Annotated in this window: 14 protein-coding genes; 5 read left to right on the top strand and 9 right to left on the bottom strand. The window is 64.6% G+C overall.

Annotation, left to right across the window (positions count from 1 at the left end):
• The 5 genes from PCO31110_RS23970 to PCO31110_RS23950 all read right to left on the bottom strand — a co-directional run.
• On the bottom strand, positions 1-485 hold a 485-nt coding region (locus PCO31110_RS23970; RefSeq protein ID WP_150691607.1), incomplete at its 3' end, for a hypothetical protein.
• Positions 486-644: 159 nt separating this feature from the next.
• On the bottom strand, positions 645-1,634 hold the full coding sequence (locus PCO31110_RS23965; RefSeq protein WP_174979756.1) for a FecR family protein: 990 nt from the start codon (positions 1,632-1,634) through the stop codon (positions 645-647).
• 195 nt (positions 1,635-1,829) lie between these two features.
• Complete coding sequence (locus tag PCO31110_RS23960) at positions 1,830-2,333, bottom strand: RNA polymerase sigma factor (RefSeq protein ID WP_010805342.1); 504 nt, start codon at positions 2,331-2,333, stop codon at positions 1,830-1,832.
• Positions 2,323-2,925, bottom strand: a complete 603-nt coding sequence (locus PCO31110_RS23955) for a secretin and TonB N-terminal domain-containing protein (RefSeq protein ID WP_010805343.1) — start codon at positions 2,923-2,925, stop codon at positions 2,323-2,325. The genes PCO31110_RS23960 and PCO31110_RS23955 overlap by 11 nt, the downstream gene beginning before the upstream one ends.
• A 315-nt stretch (positions 2,926-3,240) precedes the next feature.
• On the bottom strand, positions 3,241-4,566 hold the full coding sequence (locus tag PCO31110_RS23950; protein ID WP_246189965.1) for a citrate synthase: 1,326 nt from the start codon (positions 4,564-4,566) through the stop codon (positions 3,241-3,243).
• Positions 4,567-4,781: 215 nt separating this feature from the next.
• Here PCO31110_RS23950 and PCO31110_RS23945 point away from each other — a divergent pair, with 215 nt between their 5' ends.
• The 3 genes from PCO31110_RS23945 (at position 4,782) to PCO31110_RS23935 (ending at position 8,044) form a co-directional block, all read left to right on the top strand.
• The gene (locus PCO31110_RS23945) at positions 4,782-6,146 is read left to right on the top strand and encodes an MFS transporter (protein WP_150691605.1); all 1,365 of its coding nucleotides are present in this window, start codon (positions 4,782-4,784) and stop codon (positions 6,144-6,146) included.
• An 81-nt stretch (positions 6,147-6,227) separates the two neighbouring features.
• Positions 6,228-7,217 (top strand): substrate-binding domain-containing protein, encoded by a 990-nt coding sequence (locus PCO31110_RS23940; protein ID WP_010805346.1) that lies wholly within the window; start codon positions 6,228-6,230, stop codon positions 7,215-7,217.
• Positions 7,218-7,279: 62 nt separating this feature from the next.
• Positions 7,280-8,044 (top strand): class II aldolase/adducin family protein, encoded by a 765-nt coding sequence (locus PCO31110_RS23935; protein ID WP_370855851.1) that lies wholly within the window; start codon positions 7,280-7,282, stop codon positions 8,042-8,044.
• Positions 8,045-8,104: 60 nt separating this feature from the next.
• Here PCO31110_RS23935 and pdxA read toward each other — a convergent pair whose 3' ends face one another.
• The 3 genes from pdxA to PCO31110_RS23920 all read right to left on the bottom strand — a co-directional run bounded on the left by pdxA (position 8,105) and on the right by PCO31110_RS23920 (position 11,465).
• Complete coding sequence (gene pdxA / locus PCO31110_RS23930; protein WP_010805348.1) at positions 8,105-9,106, bottom strand: 4-hydroxythreonine-4-phosphate dehydrogenase PdxA; 1,002 nt, start codon at positions 9,104-9,106, stop codon at positions 8,105-8,107.
• A gap of 98 nt (positions 9,107-9,204) precedes the next feature.
• Positions 9,205-10,479 (bottom strand): four-carbon acid sugar kinase family protein, encoded by a 1,275-nt coding sequence (locus PCO31110_RS23925; RefSeq protein WP_150691604.1) that lies wholly within the window; start codon positions 10,477-10,479, stop codon positions 9,205-9,207.
• Complete coding sequence (locus tag PCO31110_RS23920) at positions 10,476-11,465, bottom strand: 2-keto-3-deoxygluconate permease (RefSeq protein WP_150691603.1); 990 nt, start codon at positions 11,463-11,465, stop codon at positions 10,476-10,478. The genes PCO31110_RS23925 and PCO31110_RS23920 overlap by 4 nt, the downstream gene beginning before the upstream one ends.
• Positions 11,466-11,811: 346 nt before the next feature.
• On the opposite strand from PCO31110_RS23920, the gene PCO31110_RS23915 reads away from it, so the two are divergent.
• Positions 11,812-12,576: a DeoR/GlpR family DNA-binding transcription regulator gene (locus PCO31110_RS23915; protein WP_150691602.1), complete on the top strand. Its 765-nt coding sequence runs from the start codon at positions 11,812-11,814 to the stop codon at positions 12,574-12,576.
• A gap of 137 nt (positions 12,577-12,713) precedes the next feature.
• Positions 12,714-13,439, top strand: coding sequence for an ABC transporter substrate-binding protein (locus PCO31110_RS23910; protein WP_010805352.1), 726 nt, complete (start codon positions 12,714-12,716; stop codon positions 13,437-13,439).
• 48 nt (positions 13,440-13,487) lie between these two features.
• On the opposite strand, the gene PCO31110_RS26315 is transcribed toward PCO31110_RS23910, so the two are convergent.
• Positions 13,488-13,604, bottom strand: coding sequence for an MEKHLA domain-containing protein (locus PCO31110_RS26315; RefSeq protein WP_144265738.1), 117 nt, complete (start codon positions 13,602-13,604; stop codon positions 13,488-13,490).
• Positions 13,605-14,025: the final 421 nt, after the last annotated feature.

Genomic DNA, 14,025 nt, shown 5'->3' with positions numbered 1-14,025 from the left:
GCTTGAGCGTTGATCCAGCCCTTGGTCAGGCTGTTCGTGTCGACCTTCAGGCCGCCTTCGGTCAGGCCATCGGGGATCGTTGTATCGCTGCTCGCCGCTGCTGCGCGCGCATTGGCTTGTGCGGCCTGCATTGCCGCGATGTTCTGTGCAGCCGAACTCAGATTCGCAATCGAGCGCTGCAACTGCGCATTCGCCTGTTGCTGCTGCGCCGAGGGGTCCATCAGCGACGTGACCGGCATGCCGTTCGGCAGACGCCCCGTTTGCGACGCCGTTGCCTGCGCGGCACCGCGGGCGGCAAACCATGCGTTGCTGAACGCCTGTTGCGCATGCGCTGCCGACGATGCCAACAGCGTCAACGCCGCAGCCTGCACGAGCGGTTTGCGGTGCAGGCTGCGGATGACGCGCCCCAACCGGCGGCGTTGCGACTGATTGGGCGAGTCGTTGGAATCGGGGGAAGCGAGCGAGACGAAAGGGTTCGGTTGCATGGCGAATTTGCAGTGGCAATCGGTTAGCGGCCGCCGCCATCTCATCGATGCAAGCGGCCTTCCCTTTGATGACGACGCTCACTCCTCAAACCCGCAAAGACGCTCTCGAAAATTTCTCGTTCTCCGAATCGACTCCTCGCCCCTGCCCGACGATTTCCGCTAGCCCACGACCACGATGCCGCCAGGTAGCTGTGTCACACTCGCGCCCAGCACGGCCTGAATCTGCGCGAAGATCTCGCCGATCCGGTCGATACGGAATCGTCCGCTCAACCGGCTTTGTGCAAGACGACTGTCGAACACCATCACCCGCCCCGAGCGATAGCGATTGATTTCGCCAATCACATCGGCGAGCGGCGCATCCCGGAACACGAGCACGCCCGAGCGCCATGCCGACGTTGCGGCCGCATTGACGGACGCGGCGCGCCCCAACTTCCGCCCTTCGTAGACCACCTGCTGGCGTGCGGCCAATTGCACGCTGTTGCCCCCCACCTCGACGCGCACGCCGCCGGAAACACAGGTCACGCACACACGTGTATCGAGGTGGCGCACTTCAAAGTTCGCCTGAGTACCGATGGCACGTCCATCGCCTGCCGTCACGACGAACGACGCCGGGCTGCGCGAGTTGTCGACGGCTATCTCGCCATCGAGCAGATTCACGCCGCGTCGCGCATCGGCCGCGCCGTCCTTGTCCGTCAACGCAATGCTGGTGCGGGTATTGAGATCGACCGTGACGTTACCGGCCAGCGCAATCTGACGTTGCTCGCCAGTGGAGGTGCGATAGTCGGCGCTCGCCATCGACGCCATCGCGCCCCAGAACCCCGTAGGGGCCACAACGACCGCGCCTATGCCAGCGGCCGACGCCAGCGCACCGCCGAGGAACATGCGGCGTCCCGCGCGTACGGGGCGGCGCACCTCGGCGCTGGCGCGTGCGCGCGCCATCTCGCCGGCGGGGCCGAGATCGCGCCATAGATCACGCGCCTCGGCGAACGCCGCGGCATGCGCCGGGCTCACGTCGCACCATTGCTTGAGCGCCTGCGCATCTGCCACAGTGGCCTCGCCGGACGTGAGACGTCGCACCCATGCATGGGCGTCGCGCCGCAGGGTCTGCGTCGTGGCGGATCGGGTCGAGCTATCGGGTGCAGCCTTCATGTCGGGTGTGTCTGTCGATCCTCTGCTTGCGGCGCTGCCAGGCATTCTCTGAGTTGCCGGCGGGGTTCTGCCCAGATTTGGGGGCGTCATATTCACAAGACGTTTCCCGCGAGCGGTTTCCGCAAGTATTTTTGAAATTATTTTTGCCCGCTTCGCATCATCGTCACGATGACGTGGCAAGCGGACAGTCGTTTGCTATCGTTCCATTTGGTCGGCACAAAACTCCTGCGCCCGCTTGAGTTCCAGTTCGACAAGCCGCAACGAGATCCCGAAGCGCTCGGCCACCTCGCGCTGCGCAAGGCCGTCGAGTCGCACCGCGAGCAGAATGTCACGACGGCGCTGGGGCATTTGCTCCAGCACGCGCGCAAGCGCATTGAGATCGGAGTTCGCTTCTGCGATCTGTGCGGGCCCCGGCTCCGGGCTCACCAGATCGAGCATCGTCTCGATCTCGCCGACACTCAACCGGCGGTCCTCCGCGCGCTGCTTGTCGATGGCGGCGTGATAGGCCATCCGGTACAGATAGGCACCCGGATTGCGCACCGGCTCGATGTTCTCTGTGTTTTCCAGCCGCAGCCACGTGTCCTGCAACGCGTCGCCCGCCAGATCGGACGAGCCGAGCTTGCGCGAGAGCAGGGTCTTGAGTTGCCCGTAGCGTTGCACGAGCAGTTCTCGTAGCTTGGCGCGGGGGCTATCGGCCATGCGCCCCTCCGGCCGTCGCGTCGTTCGCCGTCTCGCATGCCCAACTGCGGCCGGACGCCCGGGGCAACACCACAAAAGTAAACGGCTGCGCCAGCGCCGCCGGTACTGCTTCGCCGACTCGCACGCCCTGCAACGTGCGGACCACCAACGCGTCGACGGTCCGGTCGCCGCTGGAGTCAAGCAATGTCACCGGGCCGATCTCGCCAGCGGCATTGATCCACAAACGCAGCGCGATACGGCGCGCGCCCTGTGCAAGCACCGGCTGCGCACAGAAGGCGTCGTGCACGCGCGTCTGTATCAATCCGAAGTAGCGACGGGCAGACGCGGCATCGACGGGCGCGCGATCAACGGGGCTGGGCGAATTCTGTTGCACAGGCACAAGCGCCACGGTCTTGGCGCCGGTATAACGGGACGTCAAGCCACTGCCTTCGAGCAGGATCTGGAGCGCTGCGCGAGCGGACATCTCGCCTTTCACGGGCGCAGAGATGCGCCCTGCGGTCAGGGAACTGTCGTACAGCAGAGAGACATCGGTGAAGGCGCCGTACGCCTCGAGCGCAAACTGCAGCGGTTGCGCGGCAATATCGAAAGACAACAGCGGCTGGGCTCCGGCCTCGGCAGGGGTTACGGCGCCGGGAGCGACGTCTGTCGCCCAGACACGGGCAGAGCAAGCGCAGGAGCAGATCATCGCGATGCACAATAACAATATCGGCTGCGGCGTGCTTTTCGCTATGTTTCTGAGCATGTCCGCGCTACTTGGCACACGGCTCGCCCGGGCAAGTTTGAGCACGCTCGGGGACGTGCGGAATTGGAGTCTTCGTGCAGGCTAGCAGTCCGAGATGAATTATTTGTTACAAGCGGCGTTTCTTCTGTTGCAACAACGTCTGACACCTATCGGGGGCTTGCGGCGCTATCGCGAAACCGGGGTCTCGAAAGACTCGAACGATTCGGATGTCACTGGGCCACCCAATCCGTACTTCGCGCGCGGGCGCAACATGAACGCCTGTGTGCGTTGCTCCATGACGTGCGCGACCCAGCCGGCCGAGCGGCCCACGATCCAGAGCGCGGTGGACGCCCCGTCAGGCAATCCCAGCGCACGGGCCAGCGTGACAAGCCCCGGCGCCAAGCCGGGATGGGCATTCAGTTCGCTGCGCATGCGCTCAAGGAAATCGAGCGTCAGACGCGTGTTCTCGCGCGCCACCGCGTTCATCGCCCCTTTGCCCGTCTCGTCCATGAGCCTGAGCGCCATCTGCATCATCAGATCGGCGCGCGCATCGCCGCCCGGATACAGCGGATGGTTGAAGCCGAACAGGCTCGCGCCGTACTCGCGCACACGATCCACGCGCGTATCGAGCGCATTGAACGGCTCGCAGAGCAACAACGTCTCGATCTTTTCAGTGCTCGTGCCTGTGGAGAAGCCGATATGCGAGCCAATGGCGGCGGCCACGCAACTGAAAAGATCCGCATGGGTCGAGGCGGCGATCCGTGCCGAGAACGTGGCCGGGGCCAGTTCGTTATCGGCCAATAGCACGAGGGCGGCGTTCGTCGCGCGAAGCTTCGCGGGCGTCGGCGCGTTACCCGCTGCGCGCAGGATATGTCCCGCGACATTGTCCCCTTCGACGCGCGCCACGAACCGATGCTGCGGCCCGAGAAAGCCGACACAACCGGCCATGCAATGCAGCATCATCCGCGCGGCCTGTACCGCTGCACCATCGGCCAATTCGCGCGCCCCCCGACCGTGCATCGCCAGCGCAAACGGCACCATGCCCAGCAGATTGCCGATGTCTGCGCTCGCGACTTCGCCGTCGTAGGTCGACAGGAATCGCAGCACGTCGGGCGGCGTGTCCTGCATCGGCCACTCGGCAATGCTGTCCTGCCAGATGCCTGTCATCAGCAGATGCACGACCGATTCGAACGACGCGCCGCCCCCCGCCAGATCGATGGCCAGCCGGTTGCGGTATCGCGGGCCATGCGGCGTGATCTGCGTGATGGCCGAATGCAGCACAGGGTCGCCGAAACGCATGGTCGATTCGGCCACGGCGCCAGTGGGCGCGCGCCCGCGCTTGCGGGTCGCCAGACGCTCCACGTCACGTCGCAAATAGAGACTCTTGCGTCCGTCCTCATGCGGCCTCGCCCGGATCAGCCCCCGGCTCACATAGGCGTAAAGCGTCGCGGGCTTGATGTCGAGCACGGCCAGCACTTCGTCGCGCGTCATCAGGTCGTTTTGCTGCGTCATTGTCTGCCTCGATGGTCCCGTCGCCCCCTCACTGCGGGCGAGTGCCCACGATTCGGTCGAATTTGCGAGACATGATGCCACAGGTGTATTGACTTTAAAAATCAATATTGATAAACAAAAAATCACCCAGTAAAGTCGACTCCGGATAGCACAACAAAGACACTGCGGCCCGGTCTTCCCGGCGCGCGACAGGTCGTCCCATTCGGAGACAAGGCATGACTCAAGACACCCCGACGCGGCAGCCGGAACGCATCGACGTTCGCGACGCGCTGCAATCGGCCCCGCTCGGGGCGTTTCATTACTGGCTGGGCACACTGCTCGCGCTGATCCTGCTGTTCGACGGCTTCGATCTCTATAACGCGGCTTATATCGTCCACGACGTGACTGCGCTATGGCACTTGTCGCCGAGCCAGATCGGCGTGCTGCTGTCATGCGGACTCGCGGGATTCGCCGCGGGTTCTGCCGTCTCGGGGTTATTCAGCGATCGCATCGGGCGGCGTCGCGTGCTGCTCACCGGCATCTGGCTCTCGGGGTTGATGAGCCTGGCCATCGCCCTGTTCGCGCACGATCTGCGCGCCTTCATTGCGCTTCGCTTCGCGATGGGGATTTCACTGGGTCTGCTGATGCCGGTCGCCGTCACCTACATCAACGAGATCGCGCCCAAGCGCAGCGCGAACGTTTTCACCATCGTTTTCTTTACCTGCGGCTGGATCGGCGGTGCGACGGCCTCCGGCTTCGTTGCCGCGTGGCTGATTCCGCAGCACGGCTGGCAGAGCATGTACTACGTGGGAAGCCTGTCCGTCGTGCTGGCGCTCGCGTTGCAGTTCGCGCTGCCGGAGTCGGTGTCATTTCTGGCGAGCCGGGGGCGTCAGGAAGCGGTACGTGCGCAACTCAAACGCCTGTGGCCGGCGCGCGCCGCAGCGTTCGATCACGCAACGTTCACTTCTCCCGACGCCGGCGTCAAAGCCGGCTCGGTCGCGGCGCTCTTCTCCGGCAAGTTCCGCCGTCAGACGATCTGTTTCTGGGCGATGGGGGCACTATCGCTGTTCTCGTCCTATGGTCTGTCCGGCTGGCTGCCGACGATCATGCTCAAACGCGGCGAAAACCTGTCGACGAGTTTCGCCTACGGCTCGCTGCTGGTGTTCGCCTCGGCGTTTGGCAGCCTGATCTGCGGCGTGGTGGCCGACCGCATCGGCAATCGCCGTCTGGCGATGTCGCTCGCCTGGCTGTGCGGCGCGGCGGCCATCGCCGTGCTTGCAACGGCCGCCGGCGGCACCGTGACATTTGCAGGCATCGTGGTCGCCGGCATGTTCGTGATCGGCACGCAGACGGTACTCAACAACCTCGTGGCCGTGAGCTATCCGACCGAGATTCGCAGCACTGCGGTCGGCCTTTACCTCGGCATCGCACGCGTCGGGGCGATGTGCGGCCCAGCCATCGCCGGGGTGCTGCAACAAGCCACGGGCGGCGCAGGCGTGATGTTCGTCGTGCTGGGCGCCGCGCTCGTCACGGCAGCGGTGCTGGTGTTCTTCGTCGCCCGCCCCGAAAACCTGCCCAAGGCCCCGGCCTTCGGTCACTGATGATCTGCGGCCGTGCGGGCGCCGGTTCGGTGCTCGCGTAACGGCCGTCTCTGCGCGCGCCTGCGCGCATCGGAACGCGTCATGTCCAAGCTAACCCTCTCGCTCGCCGTCAACGATTACGACCATGTGCGCGACCTGCTCGACGGCCGGGTTGCCGCGCAAGGGATCGATCTCGTGCCGTCGTTGCTGCCGGTCGAAGAGATCTTTTATCGCACGACGCACTTTCAGGAATGGGATCTCTCGGAGATGTCGCTCGCCAAGTATGCGTCGCTGCGCTCGCAAGGCGATGACCGGCTGATCGGCCTGCCTGTCTTTCCCTCGCGCGCGTTCCGGTTGTCGTCGCTCTACGTGCGCGGCGACGGCAGCGTGACCTCGCCCGCCGATCTGCGCGGCAAGCGGATCGGCGTGCCGGAGTGGGCGCAAACGGCATCGGTCTACTCGCGTGGATGGCTTGCGCACGATCAGGGCGTTGCGCTGACGGATGTCGAATGGGTGCAGGGTGGCGTCAATCAGGCAGGGCGTCGCGAGAAAGTCGCCGTGCGGATGCCGGACGGCGTGCGTTATCGGCCGTCCCCCGAGACCTCGCTCACGGCCATGCTGCTCGATGGCGACATCGACGCGATCCTCAGCGCCCGTCCGCCCGCGCCGCCGCCGGGCCGCGAGCGGGAAATCGTCCGCCTGCTGACCGACTTCGAGACTGCCGAACGCGCCTATTTCGCGCGCACCGGCATCTTCCCGATCATGCATCTGATTGTCATGCGGCGCGAGGTCTTTAGCGCACATCGCTGGATCGCGGGCAATTTACTCAAGGCGTTTACGCAGGCGAAAGACGCCAGCATCGCTCGCCTCGACGACATTACCTGCTCGCACTTCCCGCTGCCGTGGATGAGTCGGCGCGCCGCGCAGGCACGCGAAATGTTCGGCAGCGATCCGTGGCCCTATGGGGTTGCGCCCAACCGCGTCACGCTCGACGCCTTCCTGCGTTTCGCCTTCGAGCAAGGCGTCTGCCATCGGCCGATGCAGGCCGAGGAGTTGTTTCCTCCGGAGATGGCGGCTGCCGTGCGGGTGTGACCCCGCTCGCTGCCTACGCTGCGCTTCGGCCTTCCTCTTTGGATCTTCTACTTGTCACGATCATGACCCACGCTGCTACCCCCTACACCCCGGCGCTCACCGAACACGATGCCCGGTCGATGGCGCAATTGCTCGAAGACCTCGCCGCGGCGAACCACATCCTCGCGCATCACGAAGTGCTCGACGGCTTCGGCCATGTCAGCGTTCGCGACCCGCGCAATCCGGCCCATTTCCTGATCGCACAATCGATGGCGCCCGAACTGGTGACGCCGGACGACATTCTCACACTCGACCTCGATTGCCAACCGGTCGACGGCGACACGCGCAAACGCTATCTGGAGACGTGGATTCACAGCGAGATCTATCGTGCGCGCGCGGACGTGGCAGCCATCGTGCACAGCCACTCGCCGTCGGTGATTCCGTTTGCGTCATCGTCCGTGCGTCTGCGCCCGGTCTATCACATGGCGGGCTTTCTCGGCAGCGGCGCACCGGTGTTCGACATCCGCCATTGCTTCGGCTGTACCGACATGCTCGTACGCAACGGCGAACAGGGTAAAGCGCTGGCGGAGTCGCTAAGCGATGCCGACGTCGCGCTCATGCGTGGACACGGTTTCGTGGCGACGGCCCCGTCACTGCCCGCCGCTGTGTATCGCGCCATCTATACGGAGCTAAACGCGGGAATGCAATCCAGGGCCATTGCGCTCGGCGGCGAGGTGACGTACCTCGACCCCGAAGAAGGCAAACGCTCGAACGCCACGAACCTGGGAGTGATCGAGCGTCCGTGGACGCTGTGGAAGCGTCAGGTGGCGGCATTGCGCAGCAGTTGATCGGACTGACGGCAACTCGCCCCCTTCAAGCCAGTTGCGCGATGTTGCCGTCGGCCACGCTTACGTGCGACGCGTGGCCAATTCGGCCCCTTGACGCAGCGCTTCGAGCAGACTGCCTTCGTCGGCGATGCCCTTGCCTGCGATATCGAATGCCGTGCCGTGATCGACCGATGTACGCACCACTTGCAGGCCGACGGTGACGTTCACCCCCGCTTCGAGGCCCAGCACCTTCACCGGGCCATGCCCCTGGTCGTGGTACATGGCCACCACGAGATCGAAGTCTCCGCGCCCGGCGCGGAAGAACAGCGTGTCGGCCGGCAACGGTCCTTCGATATCCCAGCCGCGCTCGCGCAGCAGTTCCACTGCCGGCACGATCTTCTCTTCTTCTTCCCCATAGCCGAACAGCCCGTTCTCGCCTGCATGCGGGTTGATGCCGCACACGGCGATGCGCGGATTGGCGATGCCCGCCTTGACCAGCGTCGCGTGGCCGCGTTCGATCGTGCGCTGCACCAGGCCGGGCTCGATCTTGCGAATCGCGTCGATGATGCCGATGTGAGTCGTGACGTGAATCACGCGCAGTTGCGGTGCGACGAGCATCATCGACACTTCGTCGACACCGGTCAGATGAGCGAGCATCTCGGTGTGGCCGGGGAACTTGTGGCCCCCGGCGTGCAGGGCTTCCTTGTTCAGCGGTGCGGTGCAAATGGCATCGATTTCGCCGGCCTCAGCGAGCTTCGCCGCGTGCGCTATGTACTGATACGCCGCGTCGCCTGCGATGGCGGACAGTTCGCCGAACGGCAGGTCTTCAGGGATCAGATCGAGGTCGATGCACTCGATCACGCCCGGCGTGAACGTCGCTTGCGAGACCGTCTGGATACGTCGCACGCTCAGCGGCTTCTTGACGATGGCGATGGCCTGCTCGAGACGTCGCGCGTCGCCGATCACCACAGGACGGCACTGTCGATAAACGCTATCGTGCGCCAGACTCTTGACGACGATTTCCGGGCCGACGCCAGCCGCATCACCCATGGTGATGCCAATGACAGGGAGATATTGATTCATGGCGTTTGCGTTGATATTCGTTTCGTTGGAAGAATGCCCGGAACGGGGGGCGTGTTCCGGATCGATGTCTTGTTGTCCTGCGACGCGTTCGCGCCAGCTCATTGGGTGTCGCCAGTCTTTGCCGCAGCGCGCAGATGCCGGTAGGCACTATGCAGCGCCGCTTCGCCCCCGAAGGCACCCGCCTTCGTGACGATACGCATTGGCGCACCGTTCGCGGGCCGCCCCACCGCAACGCCCGGTTCGACCTCCGAGAGCAACTCCAGTGCGCCGACGCCTGCCGCGCTCAACACGGCGCGCGCCGTTTCGCCGCCCGTCACGATGAGGCCCGATAGCCGCGCGAAATGCGGTGCGATCAATGTGGCCAACGCGGCCGACAACTGCGCGCCCTCGGCGGGATCGAACGCGTCGTCGCGACCGATTCGCACCAGCAGGTCGGTGCCGCTCTCAATGGCATCGCCAATGCGCGCGCGCCAGAGCGCGCTGTCGGGATGCGCCGGGCCGGCACGCAACACCGCAGGCGGCACGATCCACTCGACGACCGCATTGTCTTCACACAACCGCGCGCATTGTTGCTGCGACACCGCGGACAAACTGCCCACCAGCGTCAGCACGCGCCCGTCCGCACGGTCTTCGTTCGTTGCGTGCGCATTGTGCCGCACGTCGCCGGCATGTGCCGGCGATGCAAACAACGCCGGCAGTTCGGCCAGCTCACGCGCGAGACCGCCCGATCCGACCCAGAAGATGTCCGTCAGCGCGACGCTGGCACGCGCCAGCATGGCGAGATCGTCATCTGTCTGCGCGTCGACGATCAGCGCCGTGACGGCATCGGCGCGCGCCTGTGCGATGACGTTGTTCAGCACCGCACCTACCGTCGCGACATCGCCGCACAGCACATCGACCGTCACGGTCTGCGTCTTCATGCCGGCGGCAGCGAGCATCGGCGCGAGGCGCGCCTCCTGAGCGTCATGTTCCAGCCGCCACGTATCCGTCTCGGCGAGCGGCACGCCACGCACGAAGACTTCCCCGTTCTGCACGGTGCGGCCCGTGGCCGGGAACGCGGGCGCCACGATGGCAAGTCCCGCAAGCGGTTGCAATGCCGCGACTTCAGCAACCCAGTTGCCGCGCAATGTGGAATCGATCTTCTTGTACAGACGACGTCCGGGTGCGGCAAGCCGCTGCCACGCCGCAACCGCACGCGCGGCGGCGTCGGCCGGGGCAAGACGGCGTGTGTCCGTATCGATCGCCACCACCTGTGCCGCCGCATTGAAGCCGTCGACGTCGAGCGACACAACGCTGCGCCAGCCGGCATTGGTAAAGCCGATCGCGCAGTCGGCGGCGCCAGACAAGTCATCGGCGACAATCAGCATGCTCACTGCGCCGCCCCCTTGGCCGCCGCCCCTGCCCCGCGCGTCATCACGCGCTTGGCAACGGCCGCCGTCAGTATCGGAGAGACGATGGCGGTCACCACCACACAGGCCGCCACCAGCAGCGTTGCGCTCTTGGCCGCTTCCTCGTAGACCGGGTTGGCAGCCGCGATCAGCGCAGGCACGGCGGCCGCGTTACCCGCCGTGTTGGCGGCAGCCGTGCCGGCCACGCCCGTGCCACCCGTCAGACGGTCGACGATATACAGCGGAATGCCGGTCACCACGACAACGGCGAAACCGAGCAGAATGCCCAGCAGGCCGGCCTGCCACACCTTGTGCAAATCGAGGCCGGCACCCAGCGCCAGCGCGAAGAACGGGATCATCACCGGCACGGCGCGGCCCAGAAAGTCGCGCATCTCGCGGTCGAGATTACCCAGCAGCATGCCCACCGCCAGCGGCAGAATGCTGCCCACCAGCGTCGGCCACGGGAACGCAGACAGACCTGCAACCCCCAGCGTGACCATCGTCAGGAACGGGCCCGACTCCAGCGACATGATCGTGTACGCGCCCACGTCTTCCGAACGGCCGTACTGCCCCATCAACGCCATGTACAGACCGCCGTTGGTGTCGTTCATCGCCGCCACCACGGCCAGCGTGGAAATGCCGGCGAACACGCCCGACGTCACCGGGGCTTCCCCCAGGAAGTGCCCGAGCACCACCCCGACGACGATGGCCGCGCCCACCTTGGCGCCGAACAGTGCCCCGCCCTTTTTGATCAGGTACGGCGTCGCCTTGACGTCGATGCTCGCGCCCATGCAGACGTAGAACACCGCAAGAATCGGCAACGCGCCCGTGAACAGCGCGTTGGTAAACGAGCCGAAGAACTTCGGCATTCCAGGCATGAACGTCGCAATCAACGAACCGATCAGCAAGGGAACGATCATCATCCCGCCCGGCACGCGCTCGATGGCACGCTTGATATGAATTTGAGCCATTGTTGTCTCCCGACTGGTATCAATTTTGATTAATCAATCATTATTTTGATCGTTTCAATCAGGCGGAAGTCTAATCGCTGCTAGAAAAATGTGCAAATTTTGTGACTAAGGGTTTATCCTCGCCCAAAATCGGGGGGAAACGCCGCGGACGGAGGGTCTTAGTTCTGGGAAAAATGATTGAATCGATCATTTCCAGAGCCCCCGACGATCGAGCTAACGCCAATCGATCACTTTGCGGTGTATGGGACGGTTTTCGTACGCAGCAAGCTACACTATGCGCGACGCGCGGCGTATATGCTGTCCGCCCGCAAAGCCACGATTTGTTCTGCTCAACATCGATCCATCCATGAAAGTTGCGAACCGCCGCGAGGCGATTTTCAAAGCCGTTCTGTCGGGCATGACCGATGTTGCCGCGCTGTGTGCGCATTTCGGCATGTCGGAAGCCACGGTGCGCCGCGATTTGCGCGCACTGGCCGACGAGCGCCGCATCGTGCGCACGTACGGCGGTGCAGCCGCGCCCGTGCGCATGCATGAACCCGAGGAATCGCTGGAGTTGCGCCGCGAGAGCCTTCGCGAGCAGAAGGACGCCATCGCGCGTGCCGCCGTGGCTCACGTCGACGACGGCGACACGATCTTTCTGGATGGCGGCACCACGACCGAAGCCATGGCGCGCTTTCTGGCAGGACGCGAGGGGGTACACGTCGTGACCAACAACCTGCTGGCCGTGGGCGCACTGGCGGCCAACAAGGTCCCCGTGACGCTGATCGGGGGGGATGTCCGACCGTCGAGCATGAGCGTACTCGGGCCGTTGGCGCAACTGGCGCTCTCGCGGGTGTCCGTCGACAAGGCATTCCTGGGTGCGGATGGCGTCGTTGCCGGCCGCGGCTTGTGCGAAGCCTCGGCCGAACAAGCCTGGCTCAAGGAGTGCATTATCCGTCAGTCGGCCAGCGTGTACGTGCTGGTCACGGCCAACAAGCTCGACCGGGCGAGCCAGCAGCATTGGACACCGCTGGAGCGCGCCTGGACGCTCGTCACCGAAGCGCGCACCGACAACGACGCGCTTGCGGAATTCCGCAAACACCCTGAAATCACGATCGAGTCGGTGAGTTGACGCTGTCATCTGCCGAGCCATTGGCATACCTCAATACATCGCACGCAACACCATCGGTAAGATGGCCCCGATTGCCCGACCCTGAGTCCTGACTTCCCCCGCCGCGCTGCGGCACGACACGACCGGTTCTCATTGCCATGACACTCGATCCTTCTCTCGTTGCCGCCATCGCGCCGACCGGCGTGCTGCGTGCCTGTATCAATCTGGGTAACCCCATCCTCGCCGGGCTGGACGCGCAGTCCAAACCCTGCGGCATCTCGGTCGATCTGGCGACGGCGCTGGCGCAGCGGCTGGGGGTGCCGCTCGAACTCATCACGGTCGATGCCGCGGGGAAATCGGTCGACGTCGTGTCGGCCGGCGACGCCGACGTCGGTTTTTTCGCCGTAGACCCGCGACGTGCCGCGACCATTACCTTCACAGCGCCGTATGTGCTGATTGAAGGGTATTACCTGGTGCCGGAAGCATCGGCGGTGAAGACGAACGCAGACGTCGACCAGGCCGGTACGCGCGTCGTGGTCGGCAAAGGCAGCGCGTACGACCTCTTCCTCACACGTGAATTGCAACACGCGGAGATCGTGCGGGCACCGACGTCGCCGGCCGTCGTGAAGATGTTCCTCGATGGCGGTTACGAAGTCGCAGCGGGCGTGAAGCAGCAGCTTGAGGCCGAAATTGCCGGCACGGCCGGCTACCGGCTCCTGGACGAGCGCTTCATGGTGATTCGTCAGGCGATGGGGCTGGCGATCGGCCGTGGCACGCAAGCCGATGCGTTTCTCGCGGCATTCGTCGACGCCATGAAGGCGTCGGGATTCGTGGCCGACGCCTTGCGTCGCCATCATATTTCGGGCGCAGCGGTCGCGCCCTGAGCCTCAGATATCGCGCGTCCGGGACTCGGCCCAGTCGTATCCCAAACGTCACTGCGCGGCCTTGTTCGCGCACATGAAAACGGGATCGGCAGCGTCGTTGTGCGCAAGCATGGCTAACGGCGCTCGCTCGTAAAGCCACTCGAAGCCACTCGAGCGCCTCGGCAGCCAGCACGTCCTCCGGGATCAGAGGACGCCCGCAAACTCCGGCATTGCGCCCCGCATCCGCATCGCCTGCTCGCCGATCGATGGCAAGACCGCCGCCTCCTCTCTATGAGAGCTGTGTTCTGCCACATGACCTCATCGATGGGGTCGCCATCCCCAGCCATACCGTGAACACCGGGATCAACGCGATCTTGGGCGGCGCAAAGCCGAACGCAGCCATCGGCGCCAGGCAAATTCCCGCGACACCCGCGCGCACACCTGTCCACAAGTTGTACAGGTGTCACGCCGCGTCCCCCCCTGCGAAATCGCGTCAAACATCGCTCGATCCTCTGAATACTTGCGATTCGAGATGTTGGCACCGAATTTGCTGATGTCTGCAGGCGACGACGAGCAAGTCGCGCCGCACTCCCATCGCCAAGGTTGA

It is taken from the genome of Pandoraea communis (genome assembly GCF_902459745.1).
Taxonomy (GTDB): Bacteria; Pseudomonadota; Gammaproteobacteria; order Burkholderiales; family Burkholderiaceae; genus Pandoraea; species Pandoraea communis.
This window is presented reverse-complemented; position numbering and strand designations above follow the sequence as displayed.